The organism is Klenkia terrae (assembly GCF_900491935.1).
Lineage (GTDB): Bacteria > Actinomycetota > Actinomycetes > Mycobacteriales > Geodermatophilaceae > Klenkia > Klenkia terrae.
The window spans coordinates 3,715,298-3,734,809 of the sequence record NZ_UEXK01000004.1 but is presented as its reverse complement, the minus strand read 5'-3'; the positions used below and the strand labels follow the sequence as shown (position 1 = coordinate 3,734,809).

At 75.6% G+C, this 19,512-nt stretch carries 22 protein-coding genes and 1 pseudogene; 11 read left to right on the top strand and 12 right to left on the bottom strand.

All coding sequences use genetic code 11. From position 1 onward, the window contains the following. Positions 1-3 precede the first annotated feature (3 nt). The 6 genes from LFA75_RS18615 (at position 4) to LFA75_RS18590 (ending at position 5,172) form a co-directional block, all read left to right on the top strand. Positions 4-438, top strand: coding sequence for a hypothetical protein (locus tag LFA75_RS18615; RefSeq protein WP_225235083.1), 435 nt, complete (start codon positions 4-6; stop codon positions 436-438). Between the two features lie 158 nt (positions 439-596). Then, positions 597-2,033, top strand: a complete 1,437-nt coding sequence (locus LFA75_RS18610; protein ID WP_225235082.1) for an NAD(P)/FAD-dependent oxidoreductase — start codon at positions 597-599, stop codon at positions 2,031-2,033. A gap of 31 nt (positions 2,034-2,064) precedes the next feature. Further along, on the top strand, positions 2,065-2,529 hold the full coding sequence (locus tag LFA75_RS18605; RefSeq protein WP_225235081.1) for an SRPBCC family protein: 465 nt from the start codon (positions 2,065-2,067) through the stop codon (positions 2,527-2,529). Then, positions 2,526-3,515, top strand: a complete 990-nt coding sequence (locus tag LFA75_RS18600) for a Gfo/Idh/MocA family protein (protein WP_225235080.1) — start codon at positions 2,526-2,528, stop codon at positions 3,513-3,515. Before LFA75_RS18605 ends, LFA75_RS18600 begins: the two co-directional genes overlap by 4 nt. 23 nt (positions 3,516-3,538) lie before the next feature. Next, positions 3,539-4,297 carry an SDR family NAD(P)-dependent oxidoreductase gene (locus LFA75_RS18595; RefSeq protein ID WP_225235079.1) on the top strand — a complete coding sequence of 253 codons (759 nt, stop codon included), beginning with the start codon at positions 3,539-3,541 and terminating at the stop codon, positions 4,295-4,297. A gap of 86 nt (positions 4,298-4,383) precedes the next feature. Further along, a complete protein-coding gene (locus LFA75_RS18590) occupies positions 4,384-5,172 on the top strand; it encodes an SDR family NAD(P)-dependent oxidoreductase (RefSeq protein WP_225235078.1) in 789 nt (262 codons plus the stop codon). Between the two features lie 7 nt (positions 5,173-5,179). On the opposite strand, the gene LFA75_RS18585 is transcribed toward LFA75_RS18590, so the two are convergent. From LFA75_RS18585 to LFA75_RS18570, 4 genes are read right to left on the bottom strand one after another with little or no spacing between them, the layout of a single operon-like run. Next, positions 5,180-5,899, bottom strand: a complete 720-nt coding sequence (locus LFA75_RS18585) for a mycothiol-dependent nitroreductase Rv2466c family protein (protein WP_225235077.1) — start codon at positions 5,897-5,899, stop codon at positions 5,180-5,182. Positions 5,900-5,915: 16 nt separating this feature from the next. Continuing rightward, on the bottom strand, positions 5,916-6,617 hold the full coding sequence (locus LFA75_RS18580; RefSeq protein ID WP_225235076.1) for a hypothetical protein: 702 nt from the start codon (positions 6,615-6,617) through the stop codon (positions 5,916-5,918). Between the two features lie 38 nt (positions 6,618-6,655). Beyond that, positions 6,656-8,014: an NAD(P)/FAD-dependent oxidoreductase gene (locus LFA75_RS18575; RefSeq protein ID WP_225235075.1), complete on the bottom strand. Its 1,359-nt coding sequence runs from the start codon at positions 8,012-8,014 to the stop codon at positions 6,656-6,658. Between the two features lie 59 nt (positions 8,015-8,073). Continuing rightward, a complete protein-coding gene (locus tag LFA75_RS18570; RefSeq protein WP_263639392.1) occupies positions 8,074-9,258 on the bottom strand; it encodes an MFS transporter in 1,185 nt (394 codons plus the stop codon). Between the two features lie 131 nt (positions 9,259-9,389). Here LFA75_RS18570 and LFA75_RS18565 point away from each other — a divergent pair, with 131 nt between their 5' ends. Beyond that, positions 9,390-10,103 carry an IclR family transcriptional regulator gene (locus LFA75_RS18565; RefSeq protein WP_225235073.1) on the top strand — a complete coding sequence of 238 codons (714 nt, stop codon included), beginning with the start codon at positions 9,390-9,392 and terminating at the stop codon, positions 10,101-10,103. Positions 10,104-10,138: 35 nt separating this feature from the next. Here LFA75_RS18565 and LFA75_RS18560 read toward each other — a convergent pair whose 3' ends face one another. Next, on the bottom strand, positions 10,139-11,407 hold the full coding sequence (locus tag LFA75_RS18560; RefSeq protein ID WP_225235072.1) for an MFS transporter: 1,269 nt from the start codon (positions 11,405-11,407) through the stop codon (positions 10,139-10,141). 172 nt (positions 11,408-11,579) lie between these two features. On the opposite strand from LFA75_RS18560, the gene LFA75_RS18555 reads away from it, so the two are divergent. Then, positions 11,580-12,269, top strand: coding sequence for a DAPG hydrolase family protein (locus LFA75_RS18555; RefSeq protein ID WP_225235071.1), 690 nt, complete (start codon positions 11,580-11,582; stop codon positions 12,267-12,269). Continuing rightward, entirely contained in the window at positions 12,266-13,813 is a 1,548-nt protein-coding gene (mhpA, locus tag LFA75_RS18550) for a bifunctional 3-(3-hydroxy-phenyl)propionate/3-hydroxycinnamic acid hydroxylase MhpA (RefSeq protein ID WP_225235070.1), read from the top strand. The genes LFA75_RS18555 and mhpA overlap by 4 nt, the downstream gene beginning before the upstream one ends. A 91-nt stretch (positions 13,814-13,904) precedes the next feature. Here mhpA and LFA75_RS18545 read toward each other — a convergent pair whose 3' ends face one another. From LFA75_RS18545 to LFA75_RS24170, 3 genes and pseudogenes are all read right to left on the bottom strand, one after another. Continuing rightward, complete coding sequence (locus LFA75_RS18545; RefSeq protein WP_225236087.1) at positions 13,905-14,387, bottom strand: GNAT family N-acetyltransferase; 483 nt, start codon at positions 14,385-14,387, stop codon at positions 13,905-13,907. Then, positions 14,384-14,878, bottom strand: coding sequence for a saccharopine dehydrogenase family protein (locus LFA75_RS18540; protein WP_225236129.1), 495 nt, complete (start codon positions 14,876-14,878; stop codon positions 14,384-14,386). Before LFA75_RS18540 ends, LFA75_RS18545 begins: the two co-directional genes overlap by 4 nt. Before the next feature lie 418 nt (positions 14,879-15,296). After that, a pseudogene (locus LFA75_RS24170) lies at positions 15,297-15,641 on the bottom strand (saccharopine dehydrogenase NADP-binding domain-containing protein); the annotation flags it as partial. A 33-nt stretch (positions 15,642-15,674) separates the two neighbouring features. On the opposite strand from LFA75_RS24170, the gene LFA75_RS18530 reads away from it, so the two are divergent. Both LFA75_RS18530 and LFA75_RS18525 read left to right on the top strand, forming a co-directional pair. Beyond that, positions 15,675-16,232, top strand: coding sequence for an adenylyltransferase/cytidyltransferase family protein (locus LFA75_RS18530; protein WP_225235069.1), 558 nt, complete (start codon positions 15,675-15,677; stop codon positions 16,230-16,232). Next, positions 16,229-17,071 carry a deoxycytidylate deaminase gene (locus LFA75_RS18525; protein ID WP_225235068.1) on the top strand — a complete coding sequence of 281 codons (843 nt, stop codon included), beginning with the start codon at positions 16,229-16,231 and terminating at the stop codon, positions 17,069-17,071. Before LFA75_RS18530 ends, LFA75_RS18525 begins: the two co-directional genes overlap by 4 nt. Here LFA75_RS18525 and LFA75_RS18520 read toward each other — a convergent pair. From LFA75_RS18520 to LFA75_RS18505, 4 genes are all read right to left on the bottom strand, one after another. Further along, a complete protein-coding gene (locus tag LFA75_RS18520; protein WP_225235067.1) occupies positions 17,055-17,486 on the bottom strand; it encodes an HIT family protein in 432 nt (143 codons plus the stop codon). The genes LFA75_RS18525 and LFA75_RS18520 overlap by 17 nt on opposite strands. Next, on the bottom strand, positions 17,479-18,012 hold the full coding sequence (locus LFA75_RS18515) for a dihydrofolate reductase (protein ID WP_225235066.1): 534 nt from the start codon (positions 18,010-18,012) through the stop codon (positions 17,479-17,481). The genes LFA75_RS18520 and LFA75_RS18515 overlap by 8 nt, the downstream gene beginning before the upstream one ends. Further along, complete coding sequence (gene thyA, locus LFA75_RS18510; protein WP_225235065.1) at positions 18,009-18,917, bottom strand: thymidylate synthase; 909 nt, start codon at positions 18,915-18,917, stop codon at positions 18,009-18,011. The genes LFA75_RS18515 and thyA overlap by 4 nt, the downstream gene beginning before the upstream one ends. Before the next feature lie 32 nt (positions 18,918-18,949). Further along, positions 18,950-19,512: helix-turn-helix domain-containing protein (locus tag LFA75_RS18505; RefSeq protein ID WP_225235064.1), on the bottom strand; the 563-nt coding region annotated here is incomplete at its 5' end.

Below are 19,512 nucleotides of genomic sequence, written 5' to 3'. Positions count from 1 at the left end.
ACCATGCGCCTGCCCATCACCGCCGCCGAGATCGCCCCCCGCCTGGCCACCGGTGCCTTCATCCTGAACTCGGGCCTGGGCAAGCGGAACGCCGACGAGGGCACCGCCGCCGGCCTGCACGGCTTCGCCTCGGGCACCTACCCCTTCCTGTCGAAGGTCGCCCCGGCCACCTTCGCCAAGGGCCTGTCCACCGCGGAGATCGCGATCGGCGCGGCGCTGCTGACCCCGTTCGTGCCCACCGCCATCGCGGGTGCCGCGCTCACCGGGTTCGCCGGCGGCCTGCTGGGCCTGTACCTGCGCACCCCGGGCATGACCAAGCCCGGCAAGTCCGTGGCCCCCACCCAGGACGGCCTGCCGGTCTCCAAGGACGTCTGGATGCTCGGCATCGGCCTCGGCCTGCTGACCCAGGCCTGGGTGGCCCGCAAGAACCAGCGCTGACCTCCGGCGCGGCCGGGCACCCGAGCACGGATGCCCGGCCGCACCGTGGCGCCGGGGCCCGGCTGGGGGCAGGCTGTGTGCGACGTCGCCACACCGGGGGACACGGACGTCGGGTCCACGCCTCCGCGCGGGCCGCCGCGTGGGACGATGGAGACATCATGACGACATCCGGAGCTGCTGTGCCCACCAACGCGACCACTGCCCGCCGTCCCCGCGTGGTGATCATCGGCTCCGGCTTCGGTGGGCTCTTCGCCGCCCAGAAGCTCCGCAAGGCCGACGTCGACATCACGCTGGTGGCCAAGACCGGCCACCACCTCTTCCAGCCGCTGCTGTACCAGGTGGCCACCGGGATCATCTCCGAGGGCGAGATCGCCCCGCCGACCCGGGACATCCTGAAGAAGCAGAAGAACGCCTCGGTGGTCCTGGGCGAGGTCGTCGACATCGACCTGGCCGACCAGACCGTCACCTCCTGGCTGCTGGGCCGGGAGACCGTGCACTCCTACGACCACCTCATCGTGGCCGCCGGTGCCGGGCAGTCCTACTTCGGCAACAGCCAGTTCTCCCAGTTCGCCCCCGGCATGAAGAGCGTGGACGACGCCCTCGAGCTGCGCGGCCGCATCCTGGGCGCCTTCGAGATGGCCGAGGTCGCCACCGACCCCGCCGAGATCGACCGGCTGCTGACCTTCGTCGTCGTCGGCGCCGGCCCCACCGGGGTGGAGATGGCCGGCCAGATCGCCGAGCTGGCCCGCCGCACCCTGAAGGACAACTTCCGCAACATCGACCCGAAGACCGCCCGGGTCATCCTGATGGACGCCGCCCCCGTCGTCCTGCCGCCCTTCGCCGAGAAGCTGCAGCAGAACGCGGCCAAGCAGCTGCGCGACATCGGCGTGGAGATCCAGCTCGGCGCCATGGTCACCGGCCTGGACGCCAACGGCCTGGACGTCAAGGACACCAAGGACGGCACCACCCGCCGGGTCACCGCGGCCACCAAGATCTGGGCCGCCGGCGTGCAGGCCAGCCCGCTGGGCGCCCTGCTGGCCCAGCAGTGCGACGTGCAGATCGACCGGGCCGGCCGGGTCGAGGTCCAGCCCGACCTGACCCTGCCCGGGCACCCCGAGGTGTTCGTGGTCGGCGACATGATGAGCCTGGACAAGCTGCCCGGCGTCGCCCAGGTGGCCATCCAGGGCGGCCGCTTCGCCGCCGACCGGATCGCCGCCAACGTCACCGGCCGCACGCACAAGGAGAAGTTCGAGTACCACGACAAGGGCTCGATGGCGACCATCAGCCGCTACAAGGCCGTCGCCGACCTCGGCAAGTTCAAGGTGACCGGGTTCCTGGCCTGGATGATGTGGCTGCTGGTCCACCTGGTCTACATCGTCGGGTTCAAGAGCCGGCTGACCACCACGTTCAGCTGGATCGTGTCCTTCCTGGGCAAGGGCCGCGCCCAGCGGGTGGCGACCCAGCAGCAGGTCTACGGCCGGTTGGCGCTGGAGAAGCTCGGGCCCGACTTCGAGGTCGCGCAGACCGGTGGCCTGCACGGCACCGCCGCCGACCCGGTGCGCACCGACCAGGCCGCCGACCGCACCGTCGCCTGACCGCGGGGCCGGGGACGGCCACACTGACCGCATGAGCAGCCTGCACCTGTCGGACTCGATCGTCGTCGCCGCTCCCCCGGAGGTCGTCTACGACCTGGTCTCCGACGTGACCCGGACCGGCGAGTGGAGCCCGCAGTGCCGGGAGTGCTGGTGGCTCGACGGCGGGACCGGGGCGGTCGGCGACGTGTTCGGCGGCCGGCAGGAGACCCCGGGACGCACCTGGGAGACCCGGTCGACCGTCGAGCAGGCCGACCGGCCCCGGTCCTTCGCCTGGAGCGTCAACGACCGCAAGGTGTTCTGGCGCTACGACCTGGAGCCGGTCGAGGGCGGCACCCGGCTGACCGAGTCGTGGGAGTTCACCGACGCCGGCCAGCAGTTCATGGCCGAGAAGCACGGCGAGCGGGCGGCGCACGAGATCGCCACCCGTCAGGAGGCGGCGCGCAGCGGCATCCCGGCGACGCTGGCCGCCGTCGCGGCCGTCGCCGAGGGCCGGTGACGGGGCAAGCCGCGCGGGTCGCCCTCGTCGGGGCCGGGCACCACGCCCGGGTCAACCTGGTCCCGGCGATGCGGGCGGCCGGCCTGGAGATCGCGGCGCTGGCCACCCGGGACGTCGAGCGGTCCCGGGCGGCTCTGGCGGCCGCGGGCTCGACCGGGACGCCGTACGGGTCGGTGGCCGACCTGCTGGCCGGCGAGCCCGACGTGCGCCACGTCGTGGTCTGCGCCCAGCCGGCCGACCAGCCGGACATCGTGGCCTCGGTCCTCGCCGCCGGCCGCAACGTGCTGTGCGAGAAGCCGCTGGGCACCGACGCGGCGCAGGCCCGCCACCTCGCCGACCTGGCCGCCGACGCCGGGGTGGTGCTCCGGGCCGGGTTCATGAAGCGGCACGCGCCGGCCCTGGTCGGGCTGCGCGACCTGGTCCGGTCGGGCCGGTTCGGGCCGCCGGTGGGCTTCGACGTCCGGTTCGCCGCCGATGCGCGGGCGTTCGCCCCCGACGTCGCGTCGTTCCTGACCCTGGCCGCCGTCCACCACGTCGACCTGGTGCCCTACCTGCTCGGCGCACCGCACTCCGTGCAGGTCGCCGTCTCCACCCACGCCTCGGGGTCGACGCTGAGCGCGCTGCTCACGGTGGCGCCGCAGGTGCACGGCACCCTGCGGCTGGCCTCGCTGCCGGCCCACTCCTCGGAGGTCGACGTCGTCGAGGTGGCCTTCGAGCAGGCCGTGGTCCAGGTGGTCGACTCCCGCGTCACCGAGATCCGGTCCGGCGGCAGCGGCGACTGGCACGCACCGCAGGAGCGGGTCGAGCGTCTCGTCCCCGCGGTCAGCACGATGTCCGGCGGTGAGCAGGACCTGCACCTGCGCGGCTTCGTCAGCGAGCTGGTCGACTTCGCCGCCACCCCCGTGGCCCCGGACGGCAGCGCCGAGGACAACGTCGTGACGATGCAGCTGTGCGAGCAGCTGCTGGCCGGGGTGCCGCGGGACTGAGCCCGGTGGCTACCGTGCCGGGGGTGCGCACCCGCTCCCTGGTCACCGGATCCTCCCGCGGCATCGGCGCCGCGATCGCCCACGCCCTGGCCGCCCGCGGTGACGCGGTCGCCGTGCACGCCGGGACGAACCTCGACGCCGGCCGGGCCGTGGTCGAGGCACTGCCCGGGGAGGGCCACGTCCTGGTCTCCGGCGACCTGGCCGACCCGGCGGCGGTCGCCGGACTGGTCGCCGATGCGGTGGCCGGGCTCGGCGGGGTCGACGTCCTGGTCAACAACGCCGCGGCGCACGACCCGCTGGTGATCGAGGACTCCGACTACGAGCAGTGGCAGTCGTCCTGGCACCGGGTGCTGTCGGTCAACGTCGTCGGGACGGCGAACGTCAGCTGGCAGGTCGTCCGGCACCTGCTGGACCGGCCGGAAGGCCCGGACGGCGGCCGGATCGTCACCGTCGGCTCCCGCGGCGCGTACCGGGGCGAGCCGCAGGCCATGGCCTACGGGGCGTCCAAGGCCGCCGTGCACTCGCTCACCCAGTCCCTCGCCCTGGCCCTCGGCGGCCACGGCATCGCGGTCAGCGCGGTGGCCCCGGGCTTCGTGGCCACCGACATGGCGACGTCGCTGCTGGCCGGACCGGTCGGCGACGGCATCCGGGCGCAGAGCCCGTTCGGCCGGGTCGGCGAGCCGCCGGAGGTGGCCGCCGCGGTCGCGTTCCTCACCGGCCCGGACGCCCTGTGGTGCAGCGGCGCCGTCCTCGACGTGAACGGCGCCTCCTACCTGCGCTGAGCCGACCGGGACGAGGGGTGGCCCGCGGGGGCCAACCTGGGCCGGACCCGCGTGGTGCGGACGGCGGCGCGGGTAGCGGGCCTGCCATGACGACAGCGCAGCGCCCCCTCGCCCTGGTCACCGGCGCCTCCAGCGGCATCGGCCGCGAGATCGCCGACCGGCTCGCCCGCGAGGGCCACGACCTGCTCATCGCCGCCGAGGACGCCGACGGCCTGGCCCTCACCACCCGGCGGGTGGGTGCCCGCGGCGGGTCGGTCACCGAGGTGGTCGGCGACCTGCGCAGCGCCGCGTCCGTCGCCGACCTGGCCGACGCCGCCGAGGCCGCCGGGCGCCCGCTGGACGTGCTGGTCCTGGACGCCGGCGTCGGCGCGGGCGGCGCGTTCGTGGAGCAGGAGCTCGAGGACATCCTGTCCGTGGTCGACCTCGACGTCCGCTCGACCGTGCACCTGGCCCGGCTGCTGCTGCCGGGGATGGTGGCCCGCGGCCGGGGCCGGGTGCTGGTGCTCTCCTCGATCGCGGCCACCATGCCGGGGCCGTACCAGGCGGTCTACAACGCGTCGAAGTCGTTCGTGCAGTCGTGGACCGAGGCCCTGCAGAGCGAGCTGGCGGGCACCGGCGTCACCCTGACCTCGCTGATGCCCGGCCCGGTGGACACCGACTTCTTCGACCGGGCCGGGCTGCTGGGCAGCCTCATGGGCAAGGGGCCCAAGGACGACCCGGCCGACGTGGCCCGGCAGGGCGTCGAGGCCCTGCTGGCCGGACGCCGCACCGTCTACGCCGCCTCACCGCTGGTCCGGGTGTTCGGCGCGGTGAACGCGGTGCTGCCCGACCCGGTCAAGGCCGCCCTGCACAAGCAGCTGGCCCGGCCGCGCTAGCGGTCGGTCACCGCTTCTGCCGCCTGCTCCCGCCGTGCCAGTCCTCGGTCCGGCCGACCTCGCCGGGCTCCACGCCGAAGCTGCGCAGCTGGGGGCGCTCGCGCAGCGACCGCTTGAGCTCGGTGAAGCCCGGGAACGCGGCCAGCCCCACGACGTGGTCCCACAGCGCGACGGCGTCCTCGGGCGCGGGCAGGCGGCTGATCACCGGCCCGAAGAAGGCCAGCCCGTCCGGCGGGCCGAACTGCAGGATGGGCGTGCCGACGTCCTTGCCGGCCAGCGCCAGCGCCTCGTCGGTCTCGGCCTGGATGCGTGCGTCGAGGGCCTCGTCGTCCAGCGCATCGGCGAGCCCGGCCGGGAGACCGAGGTCGGCGAGCACCGGATCGAGGAATTCCCGGGTGCCGCGCCGGTCGTGGCCCGGGGTGCCGCCGGTGGGCTCGGCGTCGTGGATGCCGGTGCCGACCGCCGTGTAGAACGCGCCGACGCGGGCGTCCCCGTGCTCGTCGCGGACCCGCGCCGCGACGCGCAGCAGCCGCAGGCCGGCGGTGTGCCCGGCCTCGTACTCGGGCGGGAACTGGTTGGCGTAGTCGACGTGGGCGTTGAGCAGCCGCAGCGAGATGAACCGCCACTGCACGCTGTACTCCCGTTGCCGCGCGACCTCCTCGACCCAGCGGCTGGTGAGCCAGGCGAAGGGGCAGACCGGGTCGAACCAGAAGCGGAGGTCGGTCACCGGTCCAGTGTCGCGGTCAGGGCAGCGAGACGCAGACCGCGTCGGGGTCGTCGGCGCACAGGGCCCCGACGACCGGGGTCTGCGGGGTGAACGGCACGTCGCCGCCGGAGTGCGTGCGCAGGTGGTCGATGCGGATCTCCAGGGTGCTGAACACCTCGGGCCGCCCGGCCGGTGTCGCCGGGGTGACCGCGTCCTGCAGCACCACGTAGGCGGTGGCCCGGCCGGAGTTGCCGTGCGACCAGAACGTGTCGGTCAGCGCGAACGCCGGGTCGCCCTGGCAGTAGGGCTCGGCGGCGCCGTCGAAGAACACCCCGATCGGGCCGATGTCGGACGGGGTGGCCGCGGTCGTCTCCACGGTCAGGTGCCCGGCGAGGTCGTCGCCGTCCACCTGGACCTCCAGCGGCACGTACTGCAGCGCCGGGAAGTCGACCGGGCACTCCGCCGACCAGCCCGGCATCGGCGGCACCAGCCCGGTCTGGGTGCGCCCCCGCGTGACGGTCAGCTCGTCGGACCCGGCCGCCCCGCCCAGCGGCGCCCGGACGACCAGGACGGGGTCGGCCGGGGCCGAGGCCGTCGTGGTCGTCGGGGACGCGACGGGGTCGGGGGCGACGTCGACCGACGTCGTCGCCGGCTGCTGGCCGAGGGCCGCCCCGACGCCGCAGCCGCTGGTGGCGGCCAGCACGAGGCTGCACGCCACCAGTCGCCGGGCCGTCCGCACGCCAGCAGACTGCCACGCCGGCCGCAGCCGGCGGGGTGTCAGCGCCTGAGGTGCGCCTGCGACTGCTGGGCGGTGCTGACCAGGGCCTGGTCCGGACGGATCCGGGTGACCTCGACCGACTGGGCCGGCAGCAGCGCGGCGAGCAGCCAGTCGCTGCCCACCCGCACCCGGTTGGCCATCGAGGGCAGCGCGTAGAGGTGGTAGCCGCGGGCGACGGCCTTGGCCAGCGGGCCGTGCAGCTTGATGCCCAGCGGCTTGGCGATCGCGTCCCACCCACCGAGGTCGGCCACCAGGCCGAGGTCGCGGTGCCGGTAGGGCTTGGCCCGCCCGAAGCCCAGGCTGGCGGCGACGTTGCGGCCCAGCGCGGTGCCCTGCCGCTGCGCGTGCTGCGCGGTGGGCGGGGTGACCGGCGTGCCCTCGTCCCCGCGGCGCGCCAGGTCCGGGACGGCGGCGGCGTCGCCACCGGCGAACACGCCGTCGGCACCGGGCACGGACAGGTCGGCCTCGACCACCAGCCGGCCCTTCTGCAGCGGCCGGTCCAGCGTGGCGACCAGCGGGCTGGCGGCGACGCCGGCGCCCCAGATCAGCGTGCGGCTGGGGATCGTGGAGCCGTCGGTCAGCTCGGTCTCGCCCTCGCGGGCCTCCTTGACCGTCACGCCGAGGCGGACGTCGATGCCGCGCCGGCGCAGGGCACCCAGCGCCTTCTCCCCCAGCTCCGGGCCGAGCTCGGGCAGCACGCTCTCGGCCAGGTCGATCAGCACCCAGCGGACGTCAGCCGGGTCGACCCGGGACCAGCGGGCGGCGATGGTACCCAGCCAGTACTGCAGCTGGGCGACGATCTCGGTGCCGGTGTAGCCGGCGCCCACCGCGACGACGGTCAGCCGGGCGCGGCGCTCGGCATCGTGCTCGGGCCCGGCCGGCAGCGCGTCGGCCCGGTCGAGCTGGCGGAGCAGGTGGTCGCGGAGGAACTGGGCCTCGACCAGCGTCTTCACCCCGTGCGCGCGCTCGGCCACCCCGGGGATGTCGAACTGCCGGGTGATCGAGCCGGGCACCAGGACCAGCCGGTCGTAGTGCAGCTCGAGCTCGCCGTCGGTGGCGCCGCCGTCGTCGGTGGTCCGGACGCTGACCGTGCGGGTCGCGGTGTCCACGGCGGTGGCGCTGCCCAGCACCACCCGGGTGCGCCGCAGCTGCTGGCGCAGGGACACCGCGATGTGCCGCGGCTCCACCACGCCGGCGCTGACGTCGGGCAGCAGCGGGCTGTAGAGCAGGTAGTCGCTGGGGTTGACCAGCACGAGCTCCGCGGCGTCGGCGGGCAGGGTCTTCTCCAGCGTGCGCAGTGCGTGGTAGCCGGCGAACCCTCCCCCGACGACGACGACCACCGGGCGGGACTGGCTCATGGGGACTCCTCGACGTGCGTGGGCGGGGCACCCCGACTCCTGCCCGTCGGCCCCTGCCGTCAACCCGTCTGCTCGGTCACCCCGGCGGCCAGGCGGCGGTCGGTGAGCTGGGAGGCCGTCAGCGCGCCGGCCAGGGCGAGCACCGCGGCGGCGCCCCAGAACACCGCCGGCAGGCCGGCCGCCGCGGCGACGACCCCGCCCAGCGCCGCCCCGACCGGGTTGATCCCCCAGGTGGCGAACCGGTACGCGCTGCTGACCCGGCCCTGCAGCTCGTCGGGGACGACGGACTGCCGGTAGCTCACCGACACCACGTTGAACGCGAAGGCGGCCAGCCCGACGACCCCGAGCAGGACCCCGGCCACCACGGCGTCGCTGGTCAGCGCCAGCCCGACGTCGGCCAGCACGGTCGCCACCACGGTGGCCGCGATGACCGTCCCGGTGCCGACCCGGCGCTCCACCCGGGGCGCGCCCGCGGCGCCGACGACCCCGCCGACGGCGACCGAGGTCAGCAGCAGGCCGTAGGACGACGGCGCCAGGTCCAGCCGCTCCAGCGAGTACAGCACCAGGATGCTCACCGTGGCCGTCTCGGTCAGGTTCCAGGCGGTCAGCAGCAGGACCAGCGACCGCAGCTGCCGGTGCGACCGCAGCCAGCGGACGCCGTCCCCGATTTCGCGGCCCAGGCCGCGGCCGGTCGGCGCCGGGGCGCGGAAGCGGGTCCGCACGGCCAGCACCAGCGCCGCCGAGCCGAGGAAGGACAGCGCGTCCACGGCGAACGGCGACCAGGACGCCGAGGTGAACAGCCAGCTGCCCACCGGCGGCCCCACGAACAGCCCGGCCATGACCGTGCCGACGTACAGCCGGCTGTTGGCCGCCGACAGCAGCGGCCGCGGCACCAACGACGGCAGCGCGGCCTGGGCGGAGCTGTCGAACAGGGTGCCGACCGCGGCGGCGGCGAAGGCGACCGCGCACAGCAGCGCCAGCCCGGCCGCGCCGGCGAGCACCGCTCCGGCCAGCCCGGCGAACAGGACGGCGCAGGCCAGGTCGCACAGCCACATCGTCCGGCGGCGGTCCCACCGGTCGGCCAGCGCACCGGTGTGCAGCGACAGCAGCAGCCACGGCAACCCCGCGCAGACGGTCACCAGCGCGACCTGCCGGGGATCGCGGGTGATCGAGGCCGCCAGCAGCGGCGTCGCCGCGCCGGCCACCCCGCCGCCGAGCCGGGAGACCACCGAGGCCGACCACAACCGTCAGAAGTCCCCGCTCAACCGCTCGGTCCCCGCACCGTCGGGCATGGGCGCGTCCTCCCGTCGGGTTCCCGGCCGTGCCGACCGTAGTGGCCCGTCGGGTCGGCTTCCCCGTGGCAGGCTGCGCAGCCATGACCGACCTGGGCCGTGCGACGCGGGTGCTGGACGCGCTGGCCGAGAGCCGGGGGCCGCTGACCGTCACCGACCTGACCACCCGCACCGCGCTGCCCCGGTCGACCGTGCACCGGGTGCTGCAGGGGCTGGAGCGGGAGCTCTACGTCGTCCGGGTGCCCGACCGTCCCGGGTGGGTGCTCGGCCCGGGGCTGCTGAAGTTCGGCATGAACGCCCACCTGCGGCTGCTGTCGGCCAACCGGGCGGCGCTGGCGGGCCTGGCCCGGGAGGTCGCCGAGAACGTCGAGCTGGCCGTCTTCAGCGGCCGGGAGGTGGTGGTGGTCGACCAGATCGCCTCCCCCGAGCGGCTGCGCGGGGTGACCAAGGTGGGCCGCTCGTTCTCCCTGCACGCCAGCTGCATCGGCCTGGCGCTGCTGGCCCAGCTGCCCGACGAGCGGGTCACCGAGCTGCTGCCGCCGGTGCTGGAGCGGTTCACCGAGCACACCGTCACCGACCACGCCGCGGTGCTCGCCGAGCTGGCCGAGGTCCGCCGCACCGGGATCGCGGTCGACGAGGAGGAGCACGACCTGGGCATCTGCGCGGTGGCCACCGGGCTCACCGGTCCGACCGGGGCGCTGCAGGCCGTGGCCGTCGTCGTCCCCACCCAGCGGTTCCGGGCCAAGCTGCCGGCCGCCGTGGAGGGTCTGCGCCGGATCAACCCGCGCGTGCGCTGAGCCCGGGCCGCCGCGGCGGCCCGGGCTCAGCACGGTCAGGCCGGGACGAGCGGCGGCGCGTCGGCGACGGGCACCCGGAAGGTGGCCGCGGTGGACCGCCGGTCGGCCACCCACAGGGCGACGACCGCGGCCAGGCAGACCGCGGCGGCCACGGCGAAGGTGGAGAACACCCCGCGGGCCCCGCCGGCGGCGATGGCCGCCCCGCCCAGCGCCGGGCCGAGGAAGGCACCGATGAACGAGGTGCCGTTGGACCAGCCCAGCGCCGCGGCCCGGGCGGGCAGCGGGTAGATGTCCGATGTTGTGGTGTGCACCAGGTTCATCGTCGAGTGCCCGCCGATGCCCATCAGCGCCACCGCGACGACCACGCCGGGCAGGGACACCGGCAGCAGGAGCACCGCGACCAGGCCGACGAGGGTGCAGGCGCTGGTGACCACGGCGACGGCGGCCGAGCCGCGCCGGTCGGCCGCCGTCGCGGTGGCGAAGGACCCCAGCACGGCCGCCGCGGTGAGCACGAAGGCCAGCAGCAGGGCGGTGGTCAGCGAGAAGCCCAGGTCGACCATCGACTGGGCGGCCCAGACGTTGAGCCCCTGCCAGGCCACCATGTTGGCCACCGCGCAGGCGGCGATCACCACGGCGACGACCGCGCCGCGGCCGGCGAACAGGACCCGCAGCTTGTCCGCGCCCGACCACGACCGGTCGGCCAGGTCCTGCGGGGTGTCGGTGGGCAGGGTCATCGCCACGACGGCGACCAGGATGGCCAGGGCCAGCCCGGCACCGGCGACGAACATCGGCCGCCAGCCGAACGCCGGCAGCACCGGGATCGCCAGCAGCGCCGCGACCACCCCGCCCAGCGGGATGCCGGCCATCGTGATCGTGACGACCAGCGAGCCGCGCTGCGGCGGTGCGCTGTTGCGGGCCACCGTCATCGCGGTGGTCAGCGCGCCGCCGACGCCCAGGCCGGTGAGGAACCGGGCGGCGGCCAGCATCCCGCCGCTGGTCGACAGCCCGGTGAGCAGCGCGCCGAGGGCGAAGACCCCGATGGCCAGCAGCAGCACCCGCTTGCGCCCGGCCCGCTGGGCCAGCACCGGTGCGAGCAGCGCGCCGACGATCGCGCCGATGTAGACCAGCCCGCCGATCAGGCCGATCTGCTGGTCGGTGATGCCCAGTCCGGCGTCGGCGACCAGCAGCGGCACCACCGAGCCGAAGACGATGAGGTTGTAGCCCTCGATCACGGTGATGACCATGCACAGCGCGATGACCGCAGGCTGCGCCCGGTGGGCGGCCGCGGGACGGGGAGGGGACATGGGTGCTCCTGGCTGGTCGGCGCCGCATCGGTGCGGCAGGTGGCGGCCATCGTGGGGAGCGGCCGCGGACGACGGAACAGCACCGTCCCGGTTTCCGGGACGGAAGTCGTGACGCGAGCCACACGGTCGGGTGGACTGCGCCGGACACGCCGTCGACGAGGAGGAGCCCAGGGTGGAACTGCACGAGGTCGGGTCCCTGCTGGAACCCGCACCGCTGCCGCTGGAGACGGGGTGGGAGCGGCTGGCCTCCGGGGCGCTGCACGTCGCCGTCCGCACCGACCTGCACGGCTGCACCGGCGAGATGCTCGAGTGGTGGTTCCGCTGGCGCTGCACCACCCGGGAGTACGTGTGGTGGCACCCGGTGGACCACGTGTCCAGCACCTGGCAGGGCACGCTGGCACCGGACACCCACATCGGCAGCGAGCACGTCGTCCGCGAGTTCTTCTCCGGCCTGCCCGACCAGGACCTGGTCATCCAGTTCCGCGACCCGGCCGAGTTCTTCGAGCCCGACGCGTACGGGAAGGCGCGGGAGTCCGGTGCGGTCACCGGGGCGGTGGTGGGGCGGCTCGGGCTGACCCACGAGCCCCCGCGGCTGGCCGACGGCCGGGTGCTCGGCGGCCGGCTGCTGCACATCGCCCGGGACACCGGGTGGGGCGCCGCGCTGCGCAGCCACTTCTTCGTCGGCCTGGACCTCCCCGACCAGGGGCTGTCCCCCGACCAGGTCGCCGCGCAGGCGCCCGAGGAGTTCGGCCGGGCGCTGCTGCAGCACGCCTACGACGAGTTCACCTTCCTGTCCCGCTTCCTGCCCGCGCTCTACGTCGCCGAGCACCGCGACACCCGCCCCCCGCGGAACCCGTGGTGAGCGCGCTGTCCGCCGAGGTGGCGGTCGTCGGCTTCGGGCCGGTCGGCAAGCTGCTGGCCATCCAGCTGGGTCGTCGCGGCCACGACGTCGTCGTCGTCGACCGGCAGGAGGCCGGCTACCCGCTCCCTCGGGCGGTGACCCACGACAGCGAGTTCGCCCGGGTGCTGCAGTCGGTCGGCCTGGCCCCGGACACGATCCCCGAGGTCACCGAGCCCTACGACGACCGCTACGTCTGGCGCAACGGCGAGGGACGCACGCTGGTCGAGGTCGACTGGACCGGGCACGGCGAGTCGGGCTGGTTCAACACCTACTTCTTCCACCAGCCCTCGCTGGAGGACGCGCTGGACCGGGTCGTCGCCGGCCTGCCCACGGTCCGGGTGCTGCGCGGCCAGGAGGCCGTCGCCCTCGACCAGGACGACGACGGGGTCACCCTCACCCTCCGGGACACCGCCGGGGCCACCCGCCCGCTGCGGGCCGGCTGGGTCGTCGGGGCCGACGGCGCGAACAGCCGGGTCCGCCGCTGGGCCGGCCTGGACTGGCAGGACGAGGGCTACTTCCACGACTGGCTGGTCGTCGACGTCCGGCCGCAGCCGCACCTGCGGTTCCCGCACGTGGCCGAGCAGACCTGCGACGTCGCCCGGCCGGCCACGATGGTGCCCGGCGGGCCGGGGCGGCGGCGGTGGGAGTTCATGCGGCTGCCGCACGAGACCCGCGAGCAGCTCGACCGCACCGGGACCGCCTGGGAGCTCCTCGCCCCCTTCGGCCTCGGCCCGGACGACGCAGAGCTGGAGCGGCACTCGGTGTACACCTTCCAGGCCGGCTGGGCGACGCGGTGGCGGGCCGGGCGGGTGCTGCTGGCCGGGGACGCCGCGCACCTCATGCCGCCCTTCGCCGGCCAGGGGCTGGGCGCCGGGGTCCGCGACGCGGCCAACCTGGCCTGGAAGCTCTCCGCCGTGCTGCGCGGCGTGGCCGGCGACGAGCTGCTGGACGGCTACGGCACCGAGCGGCTGCCGCACGTGCAGGCCTTCGTCCGGTTCTCGGTCGAGCTGGGTCAGGTCATCTGCATCTCCGACCCGGCCGAGGCCGCCGCGCGGGACGCCCGGATGACCGCGGCCTGGGACGCCGGCATGGCACCGCCGGCTCCCCCGCGGCCGGTGCTGGGTCCCGGGGCGCACACCGGTCCGGCCGGCGGCACGCTGTCGCGGCAGGGCCGGGTCCGGGTGGGCGGTGGACCGGCGACCCTGCTGGACGACGTCATCGGCGGGCCCGGCGTGCTCCTGGCCCGCGACGCCGGCGCGCTCGGCTCCGTCGACGCCGCGCCGCTGGCCGACCTCGGCATCCGGCTCGCCGCCCTCGGCGGCGCCGCGCCCGGGGTGCTGACCGTGGGGGACGTCGAGGGCAGCTACGCCGGCTGGTTCGACCAGCTCGGCGTCGACGTCGTGCTGGTGCGCCCCGACGGCTGGCTCTACGGGGCCGGCGACGACGCGGCGGCGCTGGCCGACGGGCTGCTGGCCGCGGTCCGCAGCCCGGCGCCGGTGGGCTGAGCGCGGCACCATCGCGGCGGTTGATCATCGTCAGCTGCAGCTCGGACACGCCCACGCCCGGCGGGTCCCCGCTGCGGCTGACGATGATCATCTAGAGGCGGCGCTCCATCGCGGCGCGGCGGCCGTACCGGTCCAGGCCGAGGTCGACCTCGTGCGCGCGCAGCAGCGCCAGCCCCGGGGTGAGGTCGGTCAGCTCGACGAAGCCGTGCCGGGCGTAGAACGGCCCGTTCCACGGCACGTCGGCGTAGGTGCACAGCGTCACCCGGTCCGCGCCGTGCTCCCGGGCCTGCTCGACCGCGGCCGCGACCAGCGCGCCGCCGATGCCCTGCCGGCCGTGCGCGGGGTCCACCGACAGCTGCTCCAGGTGCACGGCGCCGTCCACCAGCTCCAGGACGGCGAACCCGCGCGGCGGACGGCCCTCCACCAGCAGCCGCCAGGCAGCGGCGCGCTGCTCGGGCGGGGCCGGCGGCGGGAAATCGGTCATCCCGAGCGGGACGAAGAGCTGGTCGGCCGCGGACTCCACGGCGGCCAGCAGCGGCAGGTCCTCGGGCTCGACCGGCCGGACGTCGGTCACAGCTCGGTGACCTCGTAGGTGTGCCCGGCCGCGCGCAGCCGGTCGACCAGCACGGTGCCCAGCGCCGTCGCCGGGGTCAGCGAGCCGGCCCGGTCGGGCAGGTCGTCCAGCGCGAGGGACAGCCCGGCCTCGCCGAGCATCACCGCGGTGGCGGCGTACCCGGGGTCGCCCGGACCCGCGGCGACCGAGCGGTAGCGCCGGCCGGACTCCGTCGTCCCGGTGGTGACCATCCGGAAGAACCCGCGGGCGCGGGTGGCTGCGTCCGGGCCCTCGCCCGGTGCCGGCAGCACCTTGTCCAGCAGCGCCGCGGTCGGCCCGAAGCTCATCCCGGCCAGGACGCCGGCCAGCCCGCCGGTGACGACGCCGGCGGCCACCGCGCCGCCGATCCCGCCGCCGGTGGCCATCACCTCGCCGTAGGAGAAGTCCCGGCCGTAGGCCCAGTCCTGCAGGGCGTTGCTGCGCCGCACCACCCGGGTGTTGAACGGGGCCATGACGAAGGGGGCGGCCCAGCGGCCGTCGGCGGTGCGGGTGGGCGGGGTGGNCCGCGGTGATGCTCGGCGAGGCCGGGCTGTCCCTCGCGCTGGACGACCTGCCCGACCGGGCCGGCTCCGCGGCCCGGTCGGGGCTCAGCGCGTAGGGGTGGCCGGCGATCCGGCGCAGCTCGGGGCGCTCCTTGATCGCCGCGACCTGGGCGCGCATCGAGTCGATGGTGCCGCCGCTGAACCCGCCCTTGGCGGTGGCGACGGTCTGCACGTCGGTCAGTCCGCCGGCGCCGTCCGCGGCGGCCCGGCGGGCCAGCTCGGCGACGGCGAGGTCCGAGGGGACGGAGTCGAAGCCGCAGGCGTGCACGATGCGGGCGCCGGTCTCCCGGGCGGTCGCGTCGGCGGCGTCGATCGCGTCCCGGACGAAGAGCACCTCGCCGGTCAGGTCGGCGTAGTGCGTGCCGGCCCGGGCGCAGGCCTCGACCAGCGGCAGGCCGTAGCGGGCGTAGGGGCCGACGGTGGTGACGACGGCACGGGTGCTGGCCGCGAGCTCGGCCAGCGCCGCGGGGTCGGCCGAGTCGGCGGTGAGCACCGGCCAGCTGCGGCCCGGCCCCGGCAGGTCGGCGCGGACCAGCTCGACCCTGGCCCGGGTGCGCCCGGCCAACGCGATCCGGGTGCCCTCGGGTGCGTGCTCGGCCAGGTAGCCGGCGACCAGCTTCCCGACGAACCCGCTGGCCCCGAACAGGACGAGATCGTGCGCGCGCTCGCTCATGGGCCCATCCTCGCCGACGGGTAGCCTCCCCGCGTGACCGGGAACCCCGAACCGGGCCGCCTCTACAGCGACCTGTTCCAGGACGCGTCGCACTTCGAGGAACGGTTCGTCGACGACCTCGAGCGGCTGGCCGCCATGAGCTCGGCGCTGAAGACCCTCGGGCTGCGGGTGGTGCTGACCAGCGGCTCCTTCGACATGATCCACGAGGGCCACAGCCGGTACCTGGAGCACGCCCGGTCCCTGGGCGGGTTCCTCATCGTCGGGGTGGACAGCGACGAGAAGGTCCGCCGGCGCAAGGGGCCCAGCCGGCCCGCCGTCCCGGAGATGGAGCGGCTGCGGATGGTGACCCACCAGCGCGGGGTCGGCATCGTCACCCTCAAGCACGTCGAGCACGAGCAGTGGGCGCTGATCAAGGCCGTGCGCCCCGGGGTGCTGGTGGCCACGGCGGACACCTACACCGCCGAGGAGGTCGCCCGGCTGGAGGCCGAGTACTGCGACCGCGTGGTGGTGCTGGACCGGATGTCGACGGTGAGCACGTCGGCCCGGCTGCGCCTGATCCATCTCGAGAACTCCGCCGGCCTGGAGTCGTGAAGCAGGTCCTGCTGTACGCGCCGATCTACCACGCGGGGCACCGCCGGCTGTTCGCCGAGCACGCCGACGCCGCCGAGGTGCTGCTGCTCGGCGAGGGGTTCGCCGAGCAGTTCCCGGCCATGCGCAAGGAGATCCGCGGGCTGGACGCCGCGACGATCGCCCGGCTGGTCGGGCTGGAGCACGGGCTGACCACCCGGGTGGTGCAGCCGGCCGACCTGCCCGGTGCGCTCACCGGCGACGTCGTGGTGGTCCCGGACGAGGCGGTGACCCGGGCGCTGGCCGAGCAGCCCCCCGCCGTCCCGTGGCGGTTCGAGCGGACCTTCCTGCGGTGGGACCGGCCCTGGGCCACCGAGGAGCGCCCGGTCGGCTCGACGGCCGCCGCCACCGCCGACCCGGTGCACGTCGCGCTGATGCAGCAGACCGTCGCGGCCGGGGACAGGTCGTCGGACTGGTGGCGGCAGGTCGGCGCGCTGGCTGCCCGGGACGGCAAGGTGCTGGCGACGGCGCACAACCGGCACCAGCCGACCGAGTACGCGCCCTACGTCTCCGGCGACCCGCGCAACGAGTTCTCCCGGGGGCTGCGGGCGGACCTGTCGACGGCGATCCACGCCGAGGCGTCGCTGGTCGGCCAGGCCGCGGCCGGCGCCTTCGACACCGCCGGCGCCGACCTCTACGTGTCGGCGTTCCCGTGCCCGGCGTGCGCGTACCTGGTCGCCGAGGCCCGGTTCGCCCGCTGCTTCTTCCGGGGGTCCTACGCCGTGCTGGACGCCGAGCAGATCCTGGCCGGCGCCGGGGTCGAGCTGGTCTGGGTGGACCTGGGCGTCACCGGGCCGAGCTGAACCGCATCCGCAGCGGGCGCTCGCCGTCGGGGACCAGCACGTGCAGGTGGGCGTGCGCGATGGTGCCGCCGGTGCCCTCGCACGGGCCGTTGCGCATGCCCAGCCCGTAGGGACCCCGGTCCTCGCCGCGGACGGTGCGCAGGACGGTCCAGAGGTCGGCGCGGGCGGCGTCGTCCAGGTCCAGGACGTCGGTGACGTGCCGGCGCGGCACCAGCAGCAGGTGCTGCGCGGCGCCGCTGTACGGGAAGTCGTTGTGCAGGGCCCGCCAGTGCGCGGTCTCGGTGACCACCTGGCCGCCACCGGCCTCGCTGCCGGCGTCCGCGCAGAACAGGCAGACGCCGCGGGCCTCCAGGTCGGCCATCCGGGCGACCTGCTCGGCGGTCCGGGCGTTGGCCGGGCAGTACAGGTCAGCCACGGGTCAGCGTCTGGAACGTGACGTCGGCGCCGGAGCTGGTGGCGAGGTCGCGGCTGTCGACGACGGTGAACCCGTCGAGCCAGCCCTCGGGCATCAAGGTGTCGCCGCCGGGGGTCAGGTGCACCCGGGTGAGGTGCACGGTGCCCACCTGCGGCAGCGCCTGGGCGTAGACCCGCGCACCCCCGATGACGACGACCCCGGGCTGCGGGGCGCCGGCCGACAGCTGCGCGGCGGTCGCCAGGGCGGTGTCCAGGTCGGCGACGGTGGTGGCCGCACCGGCGGTGAACGCCGTCGGGCCGCCGGGGGGCGTCGAGCCGCTGACCACGACGGTGTGCCGGCCGGGCAGCGGCTGGCCCAGGCGGGCGGTGATCGACTCGTGGGTGCGGCGACCGGCGACCAGGACGTGGCCGGTGGTCAGCTCGCGGAACCGGCGGAGGTCCTCGCTGATGTGCCAGGGCAGGGCGTCGGCGTCCCCGATCACGCCGTCGTCGGCGACCGCGACGACCAGCGACAGGCCACCGCTCACGACGCCACCGGGATGCCGCGGATCGAGGGGTGCGGCTCGTAGTCGGCCAGCGCGAAGTGGGTGGCCCGGAAGTCGTGGATGTCGGTGACCTGCCGGCCCTCCTCGGTCAGGGTCAGGGTCGGCAGCCGGCGCGGCTCGCGGGCCAGCATCTCGTGGACGGCGTCGAGCTGGTCGACGTAGATGTGCGCGTCGCTCATCGTGTGGTGGAAGGTGCCGGGCCGGGTGCCGGTCAGCTGCGCGAGCATCAGGGTGAGCGCCGCGTACTGGATCATGTTCGCCGGCACCCCGACCGGGACGTCGGCCGAGCGCTGGAACATGTGCAGGTGCAGGGTGCCGTTGAGCACCCGGACGTGCACCCAGCCGTGGCAGGGCGCGATCGTCGTCCCGGGGGTCTTGCCCTCGCCGCGCACCTGGTACTGCGGGATCCACGGCGAGACGAAGTGGGTGCGCAGCTCGGGCAGCTCGCGGACCTGCTCGACCAGGTGGGTGAACTGGTCCATCGGCTGGCGGCCGGGCGGGGCCGGGAAGTCGTGGAAGGCGCCGCCGTAGGAGCCGGGCCCGAGGTCGCCGTCGGGCAGGCCACGCTTGCGGGTCTTCTCCGGGGTCGCCCAGGCGTCCCACCAGTCGCAGCCGAACGCGGCCAGCTCCTCGATGGTGGTGGCGCCGTTGATGAACGCGGCGAGCTCGCCGATCGCCTTGGGCCAGAAGCCCTTGATGCTGCGCTCGGTGATGACCGGGAAGCCGTTGCGCAGCGGGTACCGGGTGGTCTGCTGCATCAGGGTGAGGGCCTCGACGCCCTGCCGGGTGGCCGTCCGCTCCCCCTCGGCGACGATCGCGCGCAGCACGTCGGCGTACTGGGTGTCCGGGGTGCGCTCGGCGAACGGCAGGTACAGGTCGTCGATCACCCGTACAGCGTTCCACGTCCCGGGCGGCTCCCCTACGACCGGCTGCCGCCCGCCCGGGCCGCCCGGCGCAGGTGCAGGGCCAGCTGCAGCCGCAGCCGCCCGGCGGGGTCCCGCAGGTCCCAGCCCAGCAGCTGCTCGGCGTGCTGGAGACGGTCCTGCAGGGTCGAGTGGTGCAGGTGCAGGGCCCGGGCGGCGTCCCGCTGGCTGCCGGTCGTGGCGACGGCGTCCAGGGTGGTCAGCACCCAGGGACCGGCCGCGGCGGCGGCGTCGAGGGCCCGGACGTCGGGCAGCGGCGGCTCGTCGGCGGCGGCCCGGACCAGCGCCAGCACGGTCGTCACGTCGTCGGCGTGCACCACCCGGGGCCCGGGGTCCTCCGGCGTGCCCTCCGCGGTGAGCCGCAGGGCCAGCGCGGCGAGCTCGGCGGAGCGGGGCAGGTCCTGGACCGGACCCGCCGGCCCGGCGCCGCAGCGGACGCCGGCCGGCAGCGGCTCGGTGCCGCAGGTGACCGCCCAGCGACCGTCGACCAGCGCCACCGCGCGGGCCGGGGGGGTCCGGGCCGGCCGGCGGGCGGGGGGCGGCCGGGCGGGGGGGGGGG

Excerpts from the sequence above, each read along its gene's own strand:
- LFA75_RS18615 (WP_225235083.1), top strand. The coding sequence starts at position 4 with ATGCGCCTGCCCATCACCGCCGCCGAGATCGCCCCCCGCCTGGCCACC.
- LFA75_RS18610 (WP_225235082.1), top strand. The coding sequence starts at position 597 with ATGACGACATCCGGAGCTGCTGTGCCCACCAACGCGACCACTGCCCGC.
- LFA75_RS18605 (WP_225235081.1), top strand. The coding sequence starts at position 2,065 with ATGAGCAGCCTGCACCTGTCGGACTCGATCGTCGTCGCCGCTCCCCCG.
- LFA75_RS18590 (WP_225235078.1), top strand. The coding sequence starts at position 4,384 with ATGACGACAGCGCAGCGCCCCCTCGCCCTGGTCACCGGCGCCTCCAGC.
- LFA75_RS18575 (WP_225235075.1), bottom strand. The coding sequence starts at position 8,014 with ATGAGCCAGTCCCGCCCGGTGGTCGTCGTCGTCGGGGGAGGGTTCGCC.
- LFA75_RS18565 (WP_225235073.1), top strand. The coding sequence starts at position 9,390 with ATGACCGACCTGGGCCGTGCGACGCGGGTGCTGGACGCGCTGGCCGAG.
- LFA75_RS18560 (WP_225235072.1), bottom strand. The coding sequence starts at position 11,407 with ATGTCCCCTCCCCGTCCCGCGGCCGCCCACCGGGCGCAGCCTGCGGTC.
- LFA75_RS18540 (WP_225236129.1), bottom strand. The coding sequence starts at position 14,878 with ATGGCCCCGTTCAACACCCGGGTGGTGCGGCGCAGCAACGCCCTGCAG.